This window comes from Streptomyces sp. V2I9 (assembly GCF_030817475.1).
In the GTDB taxonomy this organism is placed as follows: Bacteria; Actinomycetota; Actinomycetes; order Streptomycetales; family Streptomycetaceae; genus Streptomyces.
The window spans coordinates 3,859,525-3,875,301 of record NZ_JAUSZJ010000002.1 but is presented as its reverse complement, the minus strand read 5'-3'; the positions used below and the strand labels follow the sequence as shown (position 1 = coordinate 3,875,301).

15 protein-coding genes and 1 pseudogene are annotated in these 15,777 nt (G+C 71.1%); 5 read left to right on the top strand and 11 right to left on the bottom strand.

Annotated features, from left to right (window positions below; translation table 11 throughout):
• Positions 1–26: 26 nt before the first annotated feature.
• The 6 genes from QFZ71_RS17135 to QFZ71_RS17110 all read right to left on the bottom strand — a co-directional run bounded on the left by QFZ71_RS17135 (position 27) and on the right by QFZ71_RS17110 (position 4,950).
• The gene (locus QFZ71_RS17135; RefSeq protein ID WP_307669088.1) at positions 27–566 is read right to left on the bottom strand and encodes an ATP-binding protein; all 540 of its coding nucleotides are present in this window, start codon (positions 564–566) and stop codon (positions 27–29) included.
• 156 nt (positions 567–722) lie between these two features.
• Positions 723–1,319: a hypothetical protein gene (locus tag QFZ71_RS17130; RefSeq protein WP_307669087.1), complete on the bottom strand. Its 597-nt coding sequence runs from the start codon at positions 1,317–1,319 to the stop codon at positions 723–725.
• Positions 1,316–3,148, bottom strand: a complete 1,833-nt coding sequence (locus tag QFZ71_RS17125) for an alpha/beta hydrolase (RefSeq protein WP_307669086.1) — start codon at positions 3,146–3,148, stop codon at positions 1,316–1,318. Before QFZ71_RS17125 ends, QFZ71_RS17130 begins: the two co-directional genes overlap by 4 nt.
• Positions 3,145–3,519, bottom strand: coding sequence for a hypothetical protein (locus tag QFZ71_RS17120; protein ID WP_307669085.1), 375 nt, complete (start codon positions 3,517–3,519; stop codon positions 3,145–3,147). The genes QFZ71_RS17125 and QFZ71_RS17120 overlap by 4 nt, the downstream gene beginning before the upstream one ends.
• A 439-nt stretch (positions 3,520–3,958) precedes the next feature.
• Positions 3,959–4,294: a hypothetical protein gene (locus QFZ71_RS17115; RefSeq protein ID WP_307669084.1), complete on the bottom strand. Its 336-nt coding sequence runs from the start codon at positions 4,292–4,294 to the stop codon at positions 3,959–3,961.
• Between the two features lie 248 nt (positions 4,295–4,542).
• Entirely contained in the window at positions 4,543–4,950 is a 408-nt protein-coding gene (locus tag QFZ71_RS17110; RefSeq protein ID WP_307669083.1) for a hypothetical protein, read from the bottom strand.
• A gap of 424 nt (positions 4,951–5,374) precedes the next feature.
• Between QFZ71_RS17110 and QFZ71_RS17105 the strand changes: the two genes are divergently transcribed.
• The 3 genes from QFZ71_RS17105 to QFZ71_RS17095 all read left to right on the top strand — a co-directional run bounded on the left by QFZ71_RS17105 (position 5,375) and on the right by QFZ71_RS17095 (position 8,707).
• Positions 5,375–6,244, top strand: a complete 870-nt coding sequence (locus tag QFZ71_RS17105) for a helix-turn-helix transcriptional regulator (RefSeq protein WP_307669082.1) — start codon at positions 5,375–5,377, stop codon at positions 6,242–6,244.
• Positions 6,219–7,040 (top strand): SAM-dependent methyltransferase, encoded by an 822-nt coding sequence (locus tag QFZ71_RS17100; protein ID WP_307669081.1) that lies wholly within the window; start codon positions 6,219–6,221, stop codon positions 7,038–7,040. Before QFZ71_RS17105 ends, QFZ71_RS17100 begins: the two co-directional genes overlap by 26 nt.
• Positions 7,041–7,126: 86 nt before the next feature.
• Positions 7,127–8,707 carry a helix-turn-helix domain-containing protein gene (locus tag QFZ71_RS17095; RefSeq protein WP_307669080.1) on the top strand — a complete coding sequence of 527 codons (1,581 nt, stop codon included), beginning with the start codon at positions 7,127–7,129 and terminating at the stop codon, positions 8,705–8,707.
• 205 nt (positions 8,708–8,912) lie between these two features.
• Here QFZ71_RS17095 and QFZ71_RS17090 read toward each other — a convergent pair whose 3' ends face one another.
• The 3 genes from QFZ71_RS17090 to QFZ71_RS17080 all read right to left on the bottom strand — a co-directional run bounded on the left by QFZ71_RS17090 (position 8,913) and on the right by QFZ71_RS17080 (position 11,261).
• On the bottom strand, positions 8,913–9,242 hold the full coding sequence (locus QFZ71_RS17090) for a nuclear transport factor 2 family protein (protein ID WP_307669079.1): 330 nt from the start codon (positions 9,240–9,242) through the stop codon (positions 8,913–8,915).
• A 212-nt stretch (positions 9,243–9,454) separates the two neighbouring features.
• Positions 9,455–10,342, bottom strand: coding sequence for a LysR family transcriptional regulator (locus tag QFZ71_RS17085; protein WP_307669078.1), 888 nt, complete (start codon positions 10,340–10,342; stop codon positions 9,455–9,457).
• A 157-nt stretch (positions 10,343–10,499) separates the two neighbouring features.
• Positions 10,500–11,261 (bottom strand): SDR family oxidoreductase, encoded by a 762-nt coding sequence (locus QFZ71_RS17080; protein WP_307669077.1) that lies wholly within the window; start codon positions 11,259–11,261, stop codon positions 10,500–10,502.
• Between the two features lie 319 nt (positions 11,262–11,580).
• On the opposite strand from QFZ71_RS17080, the gene QFZ71_RS17075 reads away from it, so the two are divergent.
• Both QFZ71_RS17075 and QFZ71_RS17070 read left to right on the top strand, forming a co-directional pair.
• A complete protein-coding gene (locus tag QFZ71_RS17075) occupies positions 11,581–12,444 on the top strand; it encodes an SDR family oxidoreductase (protein WP_307669076.1) in 864 nt (287 codons plus the stop codon).
• Positions 12,445–12,579: 135 nt separating this feature from the next.
• A complete protein-coding gene (locus QFZ71_RS17070; protein ID WP_307669075.1) occupies positions 12,580–14,664 on the top strand; it encodes a serine/threonine-protein kinase in 2,085 nt (694 codons plus the stop codon).
• 84 nt (positions 14,665–14,748) lie between these two features.
• On the opposite strand, the pseudogene QFZ71_RS17065 reads toward QFZ71_RS17070, so the two are convergent.
• A pseudogene (locus QFZ71_RS17065) lies at positions 14,749–14,925 on the bottom strand (IS5/IS1182 family transposase); the annotation flags it as partial.
• A gap of 64 nt (positions 14,926–14,989) precedes the next feature.
• The gene (locus tag QFZ71_RS17060; RefSeq protein ID WP_307669074.1) at positions 14,990–15,496 is read right to left on the bottom strand and encodes a DUF3995 domain-containing protein; all 507 of its coding nucleotides are present in this window, start codon (positions 15,494–15,496) and stop codon (positions 14,990–14,992) included.
• Positions 15,497–15,777: the final 281 nt, after the last annotated feature.

Below are 15,777 nucleotides of genomic sequence, written 5' to 3'. Positions count from 1 at the left end.
ACCGAGAGCCGTGCCGCCGGGCCGGATCACACGGCGCCGGGCCGGACGAATGACGGCCACCGATCGGCGGCCCACTCCGGCCAGCCCGTCCAGCCGGGCGGCGGGTCGCCGTTCACGCGGCCTTCGAGTTCCGCCGCGTCGGGCTCCTCGAAGTGCGCCCGCCCGTGCAGGAGGTCGGTCTCGTCGAGCGGGTACGTCTCCTCGGCGGCGGTCGCCCAGCGGTGGGCGATCCGGGTGCGCTGGGTCTCGTGGTCGACAGGCAGGTAGACCATACGGAAGCCGGCGCCCTGCGCCTCGGCCAGCCGGCGGATCGCGGTCCGTTCGTGCCGTGACCAGCAGCCGTAGTCCACGACGACGTCGGTACCCAGCCGGACCGCGTCCAGGGCGAGCCAGAGCATGCGCCCCTCCAGCACGTCACGCTTACCGTCCGGCTCAGCCTCGCCGAACAGGGGAAGCATCCACTCGTCGGGCGTCAGGCGCAGCGCGCCGTGCTCGTCGGCGAGTTGGCGGGCCCGCGTGGTCTTTCCGGCTCCGGGAAGGCCGACCATCAGGAACAAGGTGGTCATGAAACCCGGATCGTGCCACGAGCCGAGCCGGACGACCACCGACTTTGCCCGGTGGCGGGGTGGGAACGTGGGCGGTCCAGCCGTTTCGGTGACGTACGCACCACGGAGGGCGTCCCTCCTTCTGAGCCGGCCCCGGACAGCAGCCTCCCGCCGGGATCAGGGCGCGGGGGTGGCAGCGCGACCCGGCACCGGGGTCCCGGCGGACCAGAAGTCGGAGCGGACATTGGGGGTGGGGATCTCACCCTCATACACACGGCCGTTCGCCGGCTTCACGGGCGGCGCTACCTCCGACTCGTCCACGCAGGGAGTGGTGACCTCGAAGAACCCTTGTCCCTTGTAGCCGAACTTGACTCTGATACCGAAGCCGTCCGGAGAGGTGGCGATGATCGTCGGCAGGTCCTTGCTCGGGTTCACCATGTCGATCCGGTAGTCATGCGCCTTCCAGAAGCGCTCGACCACACCGAGGAAGTTGCCTCGACGCTGTTCGGACACGACCGTCATCACGGTCCAGTAGCGCGACACATCGCAGCTGCCGGTCGTCGTCGCACGATGGACCCACTCGACCTCCGGCTTGATCGCTCCGACCGTCGCGTAGAACATCCTGTCGGCGTGCTCCGCCGCACCCTGCATGTCCATGCCCGCCAATGCCCCTTTCCCGTTCTGGCCACCGCCCAACAACCCGCACCCGGCCAGCAGCACACCGGCCATAGCCACCGCACAGGCTCGGCGGACAGTCCGCATGATGCGCTTCACCGATGCTTCTCCCTCACAAGGTCTTCGGGACGTCCACCGACGATATTGGCGATGTTGTCCGCCGACACCCGATCGATTTCGGGGTCGAAGTACTGGGAATGAGCCTGGAAACGGCCATTCTCAAGGATCATCCTGGGCCCGTCGTCGACCAGAAAGCGCTGTGCCCCGAAAGCCTCACTCGCCGGGTCCTTGCCGAAGTACACATCGTCGTTGCCGGCGTCGAAGAGGTCACGCCCCACCTCGATCCCTGCAGGGCCGCCCAGCAGAGGGTTCTGCGCACCACCCAGGACCCAGCCGAGCCCAGCCTCGCTCTTCGTGGGCAGGTGGGTGACCGGGTCGTTGTCGGCGGCCCCGACGAACACATGGTCCTTGCCGACACCGAGTTCCGTTGCCTTCTGAGCGTCCACGCCAGGACTGCCCAGCAGGATCACATCGTCGACGCCCGGGATTCCTCCCGCCTCCTTGGCGGCCGTGCCCACGGTGAGCGAGCCGTAGGAATGCCCGATCGCCGTCACATGCGGGTTCTCGTTCGCGTTCGTCGCCGAGAGACCTGACATGAACTCGTTGTACGCCGGGGCACCCCGTTGCGCATCACCTTTCGTCATCACGTCCACATGCTGCGGGGCGTCGTAGCCCAGCCAGACGATGGAGGCAGTGGACGGGTCCACTTCCCCCGCACCAAGAGCCGTGTCATAGGCACGCTTCATCGTGTCCGTGACGAAGTCACTGTCGAGCTTGGTGCCGAGACCGGGAACGTATGCCGCGACATGCCTGGAGGCATCAGGGTTGCCGTATGAGACGATCGCCCGCCCGTTGCCCTCGTCCCCGATGCCCAGGAGGAACATGGGAGGATGACTCGGCTTATCCAGTTTGCCCTGAAGCATGTGGAGGGCATCGAGCTTGGTCTTGGCGTCGTCGCCACCCTGTCGCGCCAGCTCATCGATGAGGACCGGCAGGTAGTTCCGGTTCGCCTCGTCGCGGGAGGCCGCCGGGATACCGTCCAGGCCGCCGATCAGATCCGGTGCGACCTTCAGGTACTCCTGCCGCTGTTCCTCGGTCAGGTCGTCCCACCACTTCTTGCGCTCGGCCGGGCTCTTGGCCTCCGGAACGCCTTCGGCGAGATACGTGCCCGCGGTGGAACGTACGTCGGCGGTGTCCCGGCCGACGTCCTTCAGCGTGGCCGCAGTGACGTCAAGGCCCTTCTCCGCCTTCAGGCCATTGAGGGTCTTCGCGTACCGGGCATCGATCTCCCGCGCGGACTGTACGGCTCGAACGATGCGGTCGGCCACGTCCTGCGCCTTCGCCGCGTTGGGGTTCGCCGGCATGAATCCCGCGTAGCCGGGATACAGCGACGGCTGCCCCGGCGAGCCGAGGCCGGGCGGGTCCAGCGGGAGCCGGGCATCGCCCTGAGAGCTACCGCCCGGTGCCTTCCGTCTCGCACCGGTCATGTCCGTGACCTCGGATGCCGGGTAGCTCACGGAACCGTCTTCGTGCACGGTGAAGTTCAGGGAGGCCGCATCCTCAAGGGCCTGCTTCAACCGGCGCTGCGGTTCGGCGAGATCGCCGGCGAGCCCGTTGAGCGCCGTACGGACCAACCCGCACTCCGTCCGCACGTACTGGAAGTTCCGGCTGAGACGCCGGAGCTTGCCGAGGGCGGCCTCCGCCGACTCGCTCTCCTGGGTCTCGCGGAGCTTCGCGGACATCGCGCGGTCGACCTGCCCCCGGTCAGCTGCCGCACGGTTCGACACCTCGTGCCATCGGTCGCCGGCCCGGGTGAGCGCGGACGTCTCGAGATCGCGCAGCATCTGCCAGGTGAGCGGGGATGTCATCGCTTCTCATCCGCCGTGCCGGGGACGTGAACACCCTTGACGGACGACTTGACAGCGGCCTCCGACTCCCCCATCTCCCTGGCGACCGTCAGCAGGTTCCCCTGGAGCTGCCCGCACTCGTCCCGCATCGCCCGAAGGCGGTCCTCCCAGGACGTCAGCACACGCGTGAGGGCCGTGGCGGAGCTGAGGCCGACTGTCTTTGCCTGGATGCCCTCGTGGCCGCTCTTGAGCACCGACCTACTGGTCTCGGCCCTGGTCCGCAGATCGCCGGCCGTGCCGGAGGCACTGGTCCAAGGCCCCTTGCTGTGCTTCAGGTTTCCGGCGCCGCTCTCCCTGCCCCCCGTGGTGGAGGACGCCGAGGCAAGCTTCATCGCAGGCTCATCGCCGCTCGGTCCGAACAACTCCTGCCAGCGGTCCGCATAGGACACGGCACTCCCCCGTCTGTCGGTGTTCCGCCTCCGCGCCACGAGAGACTAACGCAGCTCACGGAACGCGTATGCGATCGGGAACAAGTTCCGGACAGGAAAAGGCTGGTTAAGTACGCCGGGCGGTCTTCTGTGCTTGCGTACGCACCGCCTCTGAGGGGGAGCGCATTGCGGCCACCGTCGTGGCGCCTGCTCGGGCGTTCTCGGCCGTGCTCCGTATGACGGTCAGCCCTGAGCCCATGAGCCCGGTCTTCCCGCACCGCTTCCGTCACCTCACCGGTACGCCGGAATCATGGTCCCCCTCGGTTCCCCTCCTCACCGAGCCGGGATGCGAGCACGGTCGGCGGACAGAACCAACGCCGCCCCGAACCGCGTTCGGGAACGATCAGTCGTCGTTCCGGTTCCTGATGACAGCGACCATGAGGGCGCCCCCTCCGAGCGCGATGGCGCCTCCGGCCAGGACCCCGGCCCAGCCGAAGATCTTCTGGGCAGCATTCTCCCCGCTCCTCATGTCATCGGCACTGCGGTGCACGGCACCCTCGCCGGATCCGACCATGCAGGTCTGCCCCTCCTCCATGACGGAGCTGCCGCACACGGCGTTGGCCTCGGACTGGGTCAGGTCCCAGCTGTACATGAGCAAGGCAACTCCGGCGGCCGCTATGACCAGTGCGATCGGAATCGCACAGCCCAGGATGGGACCGTTCTTCTCTCTTGATGCCATGCCCCTGACATTACGGGTGGGCAGCGGGCTCCCGAAGGACCACCCCGGCACGTCCACGTACCAGCCGTCCGGGCGTTGCCCGGAGTTGGGGAGAACGTCAACCGGTGCACCCGCGAAGACCGACGCCGTAACACTTCGCCCCCACAGGCGCGGACCATCCGCCCCTGGCAGCCGCACCGGCATGCGGCGCCCCACAACGGAACATCTTCGGCCCGAAACGCTCCCTGCCAACACGGCCGGCCGGAAGATCAGTCGCCCTGCTCCACCGTGGTCGTCCGTACCAACGACACCGGTTCCGACTGCTGGTTCGAGGCCGAGACGCGGGTGGTCTCGCGGGTGAGGCGGAGCCCCATCGTGGTGAGGGCGTCCGTGTCGTACAGGGCGCACAGGAGCGCCGCAGCGGCCGAGAGCGACATCGAGTCCATCGGTCCGTGGCCGAACTGCGCGGCCATGTCCGGGTCGTCGAGGGCGGCCTGTTGAGCGTGGGCGAGCACCTGGTGCGGGTCGTCGACGACGAGCTCGTCGATCTGGATGCGCTGGGCGCGGACGCGCAGGTCGAGCGGGCGGGGCGGAGCGGACCTCGGAACGGTGGCGACGGACCGGAGCTTCGGGTGGGCCAGGGGGGTCAGGTCGGAGAGTTCTGTCAGGTGGTTCATGAGGTGGGCTCCAGAGAACGGGCCGCCGGAACGACGGTGCGGGCGGTGCACGGAACAGCCGTGGCGGTGCGGAGCTACGAGCGGGGCGGGCTGGGCGGCGGAGAGCAGGAGCGCCATGGAGCTACAGGCTGCGGCAGGAGGAGGAGTTGGGCTGTGCTGAACGGGAGTTGGGCGGCGTTGAACGGTGGTCGGGCAGTACTGACCGCGAGTTGGGCGGTGCTGAGCGGGAGTCGGACAGTTCGGGGGTGGCGTCGGGGGCGAAGACGGACCCAAGATCGATTCTGTTCTTCCTACTCGGCGTGGAATGCGGGCGGACATGCTTACCTTGGGAGCGCCGTGCGAACGTCGCAAGGTGCGCTGTGTGCATTCCGCGCACGCTGCGCGAAATGTCGGGTAGATCGAGCCGAACCGGGGAGGGGGCACCGTGGCGCGCGAGAGGTCGGGGAGAACGGCGCGACATCTGGTCCTGGTGGCCCGCCTCCGGCGCCTCCGGGAGGGTGCGGGCCTGTCCGTACCGCAGGCCGCCGCACAACTGGGGTGGCACCCCTCGACGCTGCGGCGGCTGGAACAGGCGCAGACCTCGCTCGACGTGGGTCAGGTGTCCGCCCTGCTCACCGCCTACGGGGCGGGCGCGACGGAGACCGACGACATCATGGGGCGCCTCAACTCGGCCAATATGCCCGGCTGGTGGCATCCGTGGCGCGACGCGATGGCACCCTGGCAGCTGGACGTGATGAGCGTGGAGTCCGCGGCGGGCGTCGTGCGCACGTGGGACCCGGCACTGGTGCCGTCGTTGCTGCGCACGCCCGCGTATGCGATGGCCGTGGATGCGGTCATGTTCCCCGATCAGGGCGAGGCCGCGCGAAAACGGCGTGCGGATTTCCTGATGGAGCGTCAAAGTCGTCTCGCAGAACAGCAGACCAGGCTCTGGGCGCTGCTTCCCGTCACCGCGCTGCGCTGCCGTGTGGGCGGCGACGGGGTGATGCGCGAACAGCTCAGGGCCCTCCGGAACATCGCCCGTCGCGGGGATGTGACGATGCAGTTGCACCCCGAGTACGCGCCGCCGCACCCGTTGACCGGCGTACCGGCGCTGACGCTGTACCGGGTGGAGGTCCGGGAGATCGCGGACCATGTGGTGCGGGAGGGAGGTCTGCCGGGAACGGCGGACGTGTGGGACAGTCCGCACCCCGTGCAGACGTATCAGGGAATGCTGGACGTGTCGTGCGTGATGGCGATGCGGCCGGACCGAACAGGAGAGGTGTTGCAGGATGAGTACGACCGGAAATGGGCCTGACGGACATGGGCCGGAACTGCCCGCCCAGATCGACACGAGCGTCGCGCACTCCGCACGTGTCTGGAACTACTGGCTCGGCGGCAAGGACAACTTCCCCGCGGACCGGGCGGCAGGCGATGCCTACCGGGAGAAGTACCCGCTGATCGAGACGTTCGCGCAGGAGTCGCGCGACTTCCTCCGCCGTACGGTCACCTTCCTCGCGCGGGACGCCGGTATCCGGCAGTTCCTCGACGTCGGCGCGGGGCTGCCGACCGCGAACAACACCCACGAGGTCGCCCAGCGGATAGCCCCGGACTCCCGGATCGTCTACGTCGACCACGACCCCCTGGTGCTCCTGCACGTCCACGCCCTGCTGACCAGCACCCCCGAGGGCGCGACCGCGTACGTCGAGGCGGACATGCGCGACACCGACGCCGTACTCGCCGGGGCGGCGAAGACCCTGGACCTGACCCAGCCGGTCGCCCTCGTGATCAGCGACGTGCTCGGGCACATCGTGGACTGGGACGACGCCCTCTCCCTCGTACGGCGCCTGGTGGACCGCCTCCCCTCCGGCAGCTACCTCTCGCTGAGCCACTCCACCGCCTCCGACGACGCCCACCGGGCCGTCCAGGACGAGTACAACGCGAGCGGCGCGATCCCGTACATCTTCCGGGAGCCGGAGGTGACGGTCGCGTTCTTCGAAGGGCTGGAGATGGTGGAGCCGGGCATGGTGTCCTGGCCGAACTGGCGGCCCGACGCCAACACCGGCACCACCACGGCCCGCGCCGGCTGGGGCGCGGTCGCCCGCATTCCCTGATCCGCGATCCCCGTTCCACGTAGGCAACCGCCGTGCCGCGCACGGGACTTCCCGTGCGCGGCGCGCACGGCCGCGGAGGCTGGCGCATGAGCAACCAGGGCACCACCGACCACGGAGCCGCCGGCCCGTGGGACGACCGCGACGGGCGGGACACGGCGGGCCGGCTGCTGCGCGCGGCGACCGGATCGGGCGCCGGTCTGATAGCCGAGGCCGCGTCCCTGGTCCAGGGCTGGGCGGTACTGACCGACCCGATCGCCGGAGCCGTCTACAGCTCCCCCGCCGCCGCGGCCGCCGACGGCGTCCACGCGGCATCCGCCCCACAGGAACACCCGTACAGCGTCCAACTCCCGGCCGCCGGCGCGGTTCTCGTCCTGACGCCCGCGCCCGCCACCCCCGCCGAGCACACCGGCCGGGTCGCCGCGACCACCGCGGCGCTCCTGGAGGTACGCGGTCAGCGGGCGGCGGAGCTGCGCGGGGAGCAGATGCGGCTGCACACCACCCTGCTGCGGCTGCTGCTGGCCGGACATGCCGGAGCCGTCGTCGACGCCCTGGGCGGGAGCGCGTACTCGCACGTCACGGTCTACCGGCTCACCGGCGACGACGCCCCCGCCGCCCACCTGGTCCTCTGGCGGGCCGTACGCCCCACCCTCGCCCCGCACGCCGACGCCTGCACGCTGCTGGGCCGGCTGGACGGCGAACTGGTCGTCGCCGAGGTGCACCGCGGCGCGGACGACGGCCGGATCCTGCGCCTGGTCTCCCGCGTGTGCGAGCGGCACGGCATGCTCGCGGGCATGGCGGGACCGCTTCCTCTGGCCGAGATGTCCACCGCCTACGGCGATGCCGCCGCCGCCCGGCACAGCGCCACCTCCGCCCACCGCATCGTCCCCGCCGACGCGATCGGCGCGCCCCGGCTCGCGCCGCTCCTGCCCGTCGCCCCGTACGCGCGGTGGGCGGCGTCCGTGCTGCGTCCGCTGGACCCCGCCCAGCAGCACCTGCTGCTGGTGTGGCTGCGCACCGGCAGCAAGCCCCGCGCCGCCGCGGCCCTCGGCCTGTCCGCCGGGACGGTACGGGCCCGGATACGCCAGCTCGCCCGGCTGCTCGGCGCGGACCTGGGGGACGCCACCGTCCGCGCCCACCTGCTGCTCGCCCTCCGCGCCCCCGCGCCCGCCGGGGTCGGGGAGGGGAAGGGGGAGGGGGGCGCGGAGGGGGAAGGCGGTCAACGATCCGGGGTTGCCCCCGGAGCGTCGACCACCGGTACCGCCTCCGCCGCCCCGGCATCCCTCGGAACGCTCGCCTCCGGAAGCGGGGGTGCTCCCGTGCCGGGCAGCCCGGACCGGTTGGACGCGCTGCCGGGCGGCCTCCTCGACACCGGAGCGGTACGGGCCTGGGCCGGCGGGCTCGTCGACGGGCTGGAGCCCCATCTGCGGATCGCCCTGACCTGCTGGCTGCGCCATCACGCCCGCACCGCCCCCGCCGCGGCCGAGCTGCACGTCCACCGCACCACGCTGACCACCTGGATCGGCCGGTGCGCCGACCACCTCGCGCAGAACCTCGCCGACGCGACCGTCCGCGCCGAACTCCACCTCGCCCTGCGGATCACCCGGAGCGGCCCCGACGATCCGGCAGCCCTGCCCCGGCGCGGCGGCCGCACCTACCGCCGTCTGTGAGGGCCCGCGCCGTACAGGAGCCGTACGTGCGGCCGTACACGGCGGCCGTGCGCGGGAGCCGTGCTTGCGGCCGTACGCGGGACCTGTACTCGCGGCCGTGCGCGGGAGCCGTACGCCGGGGGCCCGGAACCGTTCGCCGTACCCGAGGGGCCGCGCCGCGCACCCGCCGTACGCGGACCGGTCGCGCCGGCCCTCGTACGCGGTCTCAGGACGATGCCTGGCCCGTCTCGAAGCGGCTGACGCGGTCACCCGTGACCGTGAAGATCCACCGGGTCCGCATCGTGCCCCAGGTGTCGTTGGTGTAGTCGACGACGAGGCTGCGGCCGTCGTCGGAGGCCTCCACGACCTCCATACGTCCGTTGGCCTGCGGGGAGAAGATCTCTTTCTCCGTCCAGGCCGCCAGGTCCCGTTCGCTGCCGTCGTCGGACATGGTGGCGTCCTCCGTGAGGACGTCGGTGAAGAAGGCGTCCTTGTCGCCCGCGTTCACCGTGGCGACGAACTTCTCCACCACCGGGTCGTTGATCGATGGGGTCATCGTGTTCCTCCTCGGCAACCCGTCCGGGACCGGGTGTCCCGGAATCCCACCCGAGTCTCTGTCGGCACCCCCGGCACCGCATGTCGGGGGCGTCTCTGCTCCCTGTCACCGGTCCGGGGGGCATCCCGGTCCCCGGGGCGCTCCTGTCTGTGGAGCGCGCTTCTGCCACGTGTCGCCGACCCTGCCGGGTGCCCGTACCCGCACCCCGTCCCTCACCCCTCGCCGCCGGACCCGACCCGTCCCAGGAACAGGTCCCGCCCCGGACACGTCGTATGTGTCGGCCACAGGGCGTGGACCGGGACCCGCACGGGCGGGTCGAGATCGACGACCCGCGCCGCGCCGCCCGCCGCCGGACCCGGCGGAGCCGTGACGAAGGCGATGCGGCCGGTCGCGGTGACGGCCGTGACCGGGGGTGTGCCCTGGACCGGGTTGCGGCACGTGTCCGGCTCCACGCCCGCCCGGCGGCAGAGGCCGATCAGCAGGTCCGTGTACGCGGACGAGCCGGGCTCGCCCCACACCGTGAGGGGCTGGTCGCGCAGGTCGGCCACGGCCACCGAGGCGCGGGCGGCCAGCGGATGTCCGGCCGGTACGGCGACCCGCAGACGGTGTTCCGCGATCCGGGCCCGCGTCAGCCCCGTACCGGCGGGCATCGCGCGGCTCAGCCCCACGTCGCAGGCGCCCGTCAGCAGTTGCTCGCGCAGTTCGTCGGGGAAGAGCTGGCGGACATGGGCCTGGATGCCTTCTTCCTCCGTACGGGCTCGGGTCAGCAGCTCCACGACCTCCTCGGCGGTGACGGCCGGGGTGTGGCCGATGCGCAGGTGACCCGCCCGGCCGCGGCCGATACGGCGGGCGCGGTCCAGGGCGGCGAGCGCCTGGGCGTTCAGGGCGCGGGCGTCCTCGATGAGGGCCTGCCCGGCCGGGGTGGGGGTGACGTGCTGGTGGCTCCGGTCCAGGAGCCGGACACCGACGTGCCGTTCCAATGTGCGGACCGAGGTGCTCAGCGCCTGCTGGCTGAGGTGCAGCCGTTCGGCCGCGCGAGTGAACCCGCCCTCCTCCGCGACGGCGACGAGGTGCTCCAGCTTGCGCAGGTCCAGACTCACGCGGCCTCCTGTACGTCTGTACGCCGGGAAGGATCGGATGACCGGTCAAGGGGCAGGGGCTGACCGGTCAAGGGGCAGGGACAGGGGGCCGTGGTCAGGGGCCGTGGTCGGGGACAGGTCGGCGGCCGTCACGTCACGGGTCCGGCCGGGCGACCGGTCAGCGGACCGTGTAGCCGCCGTTGGCGAAGATCGTCTGACCGGTGATCCACCCGCCGTCGGTGACCAGGAACTTCACCAGCGGCGCGATGTCCTCGATCTCCGTGAGCCGGCCGCCCATCGCCTGCGACTTGTGGAACTCCACGCGCTCCGGCGTCTCCTCCGGGTAGAAGAACGGGGTGTCCATCGGTCCGGGGGCCACATTGTTCACGGAGATGCCGCGCGGCGCGAACTCCTTGGCCGCCGCCCGGGTGAAGTGCTCCAGCGGGGCCTTCGCGCCCGCGTAGGTGGAGTAGCCGTCCGTGAAGGCGGCGAGCAGGGACGTCACCAGGCTGACGATGCGACCGCCGTCGTTGAGGCGCGCCCCGGCTTCCTGGAGGAAGAAGTACGCCGCCTTGGAGTTGATCGCGAACATGCGGTCGTACTCCTCCTCGGTCGTCTCGGCGATCGGCTTGCGCAGCACCATCCCGGTGGTGTTCACGGCGACGTCCACCCCGCCGAAGGCGTCCAGCGCCTGGTCGAAGAGGCTCCGCACCCCCTCCACGCGGGTGAGGTCCTCGCGGACGACGACGGCCTGCGCGCCGGCGGCCCGTACGGACTCCGCCGTCTTCTCGGCGTCCGCCGCCGTGTTCTCGCCGTGGTAATGGACGACGACGTTCGCGCCGGCCTCGCCGAGCGTGCGGCTGATGAGGCCGCCGAGGTTCTTCGCGCCTCCGGCGACCACCGCGGTCCTGCCGTTCAGCGCCTGCTGCTGCTCACCCATGGGGAACCCCTCTCTCGTTCTGCTCATTCATTTCGTTCGTTCGCCTGTTCCGCGCCTGAGCGTGTTCCGATAGGCCTGCTATGAACCGTTCGGGAGGTCCAGGCCGTTCAGTGCGGTTTCGACCGTTCACCGCCCACGCTAGGAGCACGCCCCTCCGGACGGAAACACAAAGATCGTGTCGGCCCACAAGGAAGCTGGGTCGCCGCAGGTCAGCGCCGGTCTTCGCAGGTCACCACAGGTCAGCGCAGGCGCGGGAGCGTCCGACCGGGACCCCGGAAAGCCCGTTGACGTACGCGTACGGGTCACGAAGGATCGCCGCGTGACGACCGCCGAGCAGCCTTCGACCGCCCCCGGACCGGCCCCGGCCCGCCCCATCGCGCTGATCACCGGCGTCGGCCGCAGCATCGGCATCGGCGCGGGCATCGCGCGCAGGATGGCGGCATCCGGCTGGGACGTGGCCTTCACCTACTGGACGCCGTACGACCGCCGCATGACGTGGGGCGCCGAGCCCGGCGCCGCCGCGTCCATCGCGGACGAGCTGGCCGGGGCGGGGGCCCGTGCGGCGGCGATCGAGGCGGACCTGACCGACGCCGAGGCCCCGGCGCGCATCTTCGACGAGGCGGAGCAGCGCCTCGGCGGGCAGGTGACCGCACTGATCCTCTCGCACGCGGAGTCGGTGGATTCGGGGCTGCTGGACACCACCGTGGAGGCGTTCGACCGGCACTTCGCGGTGAACGCGCGGGCGAGCTGGCTGCTGATCCGCGAGTACGGGCTGCGCTTCCGCAGCGCGCCGGACGGCGCCGCGGGCAGCCCACCGGGCGGTTCGGCGGGCGACGCGGGCCCCGTTCCCCGTCCCGCGACGGGCCGGATCGTGGCGCTCACCAGCGACCACACCGTGGGCAACCTCCCCTACGGGGCGAGCAAGGGCGCGCTGGACCGCATCACGCTGGCCGCCGCGCACGAGCTGGCCCACCTCGGGGTCACGGCGAACGTCGTCAACCCCGGCCCGGTGGACACCGGCTGGATGACCGACGGCCTGCGCGAGGCCCTGGTCCGGGGCACCCCTCTCGGCCGCCTCGGCACCCCGCGCGACACCGCCCACCTGGTGGACTTCCTCTGCTCCCCCGAAGGCCAGTGGATCAACGGCCAGTTGCTCAAGAGCAACGGGGGCGCGGCTTCCTGACGCCGCACGGGAGGGCTTCCCGCCGCCTCCGCGTGCCGATGGGCCGCACTCAGGGATATGACGTCCCGTCAGCACGTCCGAACGCGTCGCAACACGTCTAATCTGGCCTGGTCCATGCAGTGCACAGGGGGTCGTATGCGCAACGAAGACAGAGCCGACCGGGCATACGGCGGGCAGGGGGACGACGGTCGGGCACACGACCGCCGGGCGGAGGACGGGCGGGCACACGACGGCCGACCGCACGGCTCCCCGTCCCACGACGCCGAGCCGCCCGCCGCCCGGACCGTGATCGACGGCCGCTACGAACTGCTGGAGCCGATCGGCAGCGGCGGGATGGGCGAGGTCTGGAAGGCCCATGACCTGCGGTTGCGCCGGTTCGTCGCCGTTAAGGGGCTGCTCGACCGGAACGCCATGACCGCGGGCACGCAGACGGCGGCGATGCAGCGGGCGCGGCGCGAGGCGGAGGCCATCGCCAAGATCGAGCACCAGAACGTGGTGACGGTCCACGACCAGGTGGAGACCGATCAGCAGGTCTGGATCGTGATGAAGCTGCTCGAAGCACGGTCGCTGGGCGACCTGTTGACCAGCGAGCGGGTCCTCGCCGTGCCGAGGGCGGCGAACATCGGCCTCCAGATCGTCCAGGGCCTGCGGGCGGTCCACGCGGCGTCGGTCGTCCACCGTGACGTGAAGCCGGGCAACGTCCTCGTACGGGACGACGGGCTCGTGATCCTGGTGGACTTCGGCATCGCCACCTTCGAGGGCGCGGACCGGGTGACCCGGTCCGGCAGCGTCATCGGCACCCCTCCCTACCTGGCGCCCGAACTGTTCGCCCCCGCTTCTCCGGGCCCCACGCCCGCCTCCGACCTGTGGGCGCTCGGCGTCACGCTGTACGAGATGGTGGAGGGCCGGGCGCCCTTCGCCGGGCGCGAGGTGTGGGAGGTCCAGGAGAACATCCGGCAGTCCCCCGAGCCCGCCATCCGCTACGCCGGGCCCCTCGCCCCGGTCATCCAGGGGCTGTTGATCACGGACCCGCGTGAGCGGCTGGACGCGGCCACGGCCGAGGCGATGCTCCGCGAGGTGCTCGGGGACCCGGCCGCGCCGCACGCCGGCGCCGCCGGCCCGGAGACGCACCCGCCGACGGCGGCCGCGACTCCGAACACGCCGAACCCGTTGCCCCCCGCCCCGGCTCCGGCCGTCCCTACCCCGGCCACCCCGCGCCCCGCGCCCCCCTCTCCCCCGGTGGCAGCGGCGAGCGGCGGGCGCGGCCGACAGCGGGGCTGGAAAGTCGCGGCGGCGGTCGTGTGCGCGGCGCTGCTGGCCGGCGCGGGCTGGCTGGTCTCGCAGGGCGACGGCGAGGGCGGCGGAACCGGCGACCGGGCGGACTCGGCACCGGGCCGGGGCGAGGACCCGATCGGCAGCGGCACGCAGAAGCGGTGGAAGGACACCCACCCCACCTTGAAGATCGGCGTCAAGGACGATCAGCCGGGGCTGAGCATCTTCGACCGGAAGTCGCGTACGTACAAGGGGTACGACATCGACCTGGCCTACGCCATCGCGGAGAGCATGGGCTACGGCAAGGGCGAGGTCTCCTTCACCACGGTCGCCACGGACTACCGGAGCACGGCGCTGAAGACCAAGCAGGTGGACCTGGTCATCGCCTCGTACAGCATCACCGACGACCGCAAGACGGCCTCCCCGGACGGCTACAGCGTCGACTTCGCCGGCCCGTACTACGAGGCCAGCCGGGGCTTCCTGGTCCGCGAGAAGTCGGCCAAGTACACGATCAACGACTCCAGCGATCTGCGGGACCTCGGCGTGGAGGTGTGCACGGCGCGGGAGTCGACGTACGAGAAGGCGCTGCCGAAGCAGGGCTTCACCATGGCGAAGTCGCAGCCCAACACCTACCAGGACTGCCTGGACAAGCTGCTGGACCCGAAGTCCGACGTGTACGCGGTGGCCTCGGACGACATCATTCTCGCCGGGTACGTCGAGGCCAATCCGGGCAAGGTACGGCGACTGGAGAACATCCAGGGCGCGGAGGGCTACGGCGTGGCGATGCGGCCGAAGTCGAAGGAGCTCAAGGGCGAGGTGTGCTCGGCGCTGCGGACGATCCTGGCGAGCAGGATCTGGGAGGACATGTACAAGGAGAACCTGTCGGGCCTGGTGGGCAACGAGAACCCGCCGGGCCGCCCGGACCTCACGGAGTGCGTGAATTACTGAGCGCGCCGGCCCGCGGGGCACGCGAGACGCGAGCGGGGCCGCGGGCACCCACGGGCCTCACCGCCCCACGCGCTGTCCGGCGGATCATGGGCGGAGCCATAGGCGGACTGCCGCCGCGATGACTGTGCCGTGGAAGGTGTAGGTCTTCCTGCCGTAACAGGTGGCGGCCGTACGGGAGTTCTGGAGTCGGTTGCTGGTCCGCTCGACCTCGTTGCGGTGTCGGTGGTGACCGCGGTCGAAGTCGGCGGGTCTGCCGCCCGCGCTGTCTTTGCTCATGCGTGTATGCAGAGCCTGAAGACCAAAGCTGCGGCGATAGCAGTGTTCGTCAGAGTCCTGCCTGGCGCGCGCGCAGACGCTGCCAAGCCGCGATTCCGAGGGTGATGCCCCAGATCAGGAAGAGGGCGTACCAGAACAGTCCCCAGGTCGCCTGCGGGTGGGCGTCCATGGCCGCGAAGGCCGGGGCCGAGACCACGCGGCCCGTGGTGATCAGGTACTGCATCGCAAAATACGTGAACCCCCAGAGAGCCATGCCGATCGCGGCGAGTCCCGACGGGACGGCGATAAGGAGGGCCGGGGCGCGGCGTCCCCAGGGACGCACCAGGGCGAGAGAGAGCACGGCGCCGAACGTGGCCACGGCGCCCATCACCCAGTAGCCGATGGCGGCCTCCAGGTTTCCGTGCGGGGCCGCGGCGAAGTCCCCGGGGAACATTGCCGGGACATCGGCGCCCCACCAGAAGTGGGGCGCCGCATATCCCAGGGCCGCGACCGCGGCCACGTAACCGGGCCATGCGGGCTGCGAGGCGGGCAGTGAGACCGTACTCTCCATCGCCATCAGGTCCTCCAGGACACTCGGGTTCGTTCAGCGGTTCGATGTTCCCGTCGTGAACCGAGTCTTCCTGACCAGCCCCTCCCTGCGGATCGGTCCGCTGGACGATCCCGTACTCCCCCGCCCGGCGGAGACCGGTCCACCCTGGTGTCAGCTGCCGATCACTTGGCCGGAGCGAACCATCCCCCAGCCGGAGGGAACCGCCGTGGCGTGAGGCGGCTCCTCCGCTTCCGCCTGCTGCTCCGGGGCGTTGCGGTCACACTCGTGGCGGGTGGCGTCATCCATGC

Excerpts from the sequence above, each read along its gene's own strand:
- QFZ71_RS17070 (WP_307669075.1), top strand. The coding sequence starts at position 12,580 with ATGCGCAACGAAGACAGAGCCGACCGGGCATACGGCGGGCAGGGGGAC.
- QFZ71_RS17095 (WP_307669080.1), top strand. The coding sequence starts at position 7,127 with ATGAGCAACCAGGGCACCACCGACCACGGAGCCGCCGGCCCGTGGGAC.
- QFZ71_RS17120 (WP_307669085.1), bottom strand. The coding sequence starts at position 3,519 with ATGAAGCTTGCCTCGGCGTCCTCCACCACGGGGGGCAGGGAGAGCGGC.
- QFZ71_RS17060 (WP_307669074.1), bottom strand. The coding sequence starts at position 15,496 with ATGGCGATGGAGAGTACGGTCTCACTGCCCGCCTCGCAGCCCGCATGG.
- QFZ71_RS17135 (WP_307669088.1), bottom strand. The coding sequence starts at position 566 with ATGACCACCTTGTTCCTGATGGTCGGCCTTCCCGGAGCCGGAAAGACC.
- QFZ71_RS17080 (WP_307669077.1), bottom strand. The coding sequence starts at position 11,261 with ATGGGTGAGCAGCAGCAGGCGCTGAACGGCAGGACCGCGGTGGTCGCC.
- QFZ71_RS17100 (WP_307669081.1), top strand. The coding sequence starts at position 6,219 with ATGAGTACGACCGGAAATGGGCCTGACGGACATGGGCCGGAACTGCCC.
- QFZ71_RS17125 (WP_307669086.1), bottom strand. The coding sequence starts at position 3,148 with ATGACATCCCCGCTCACCTGGCAGATGCTGCGCGATCTCGAGACGTCC.
- QFZ71_RS17115 (WP_307669084.1), bottom strand. The coding sequence starts at position 4,294 with ATGGCATCAAGAGAGAAGAACGGTCCCATCCTGGGCTGTGCGATTCCG.
- QFZ71_RS17110 (WP_307669083.1), bottom strand. The coding sequence starts at position 4,950 with ATGAACCACCTGACAGAACTCTCCGACCTGACCCCCCTGGCCCACCCG.
- QFZ71_RS17090 (WP_307669079.1), bottom strand. The coding sequence starts at position 9,242 with ATGACCCCATCGATCAACGACCCGGTGGTGGAGAAGTTCGTCGCCACG.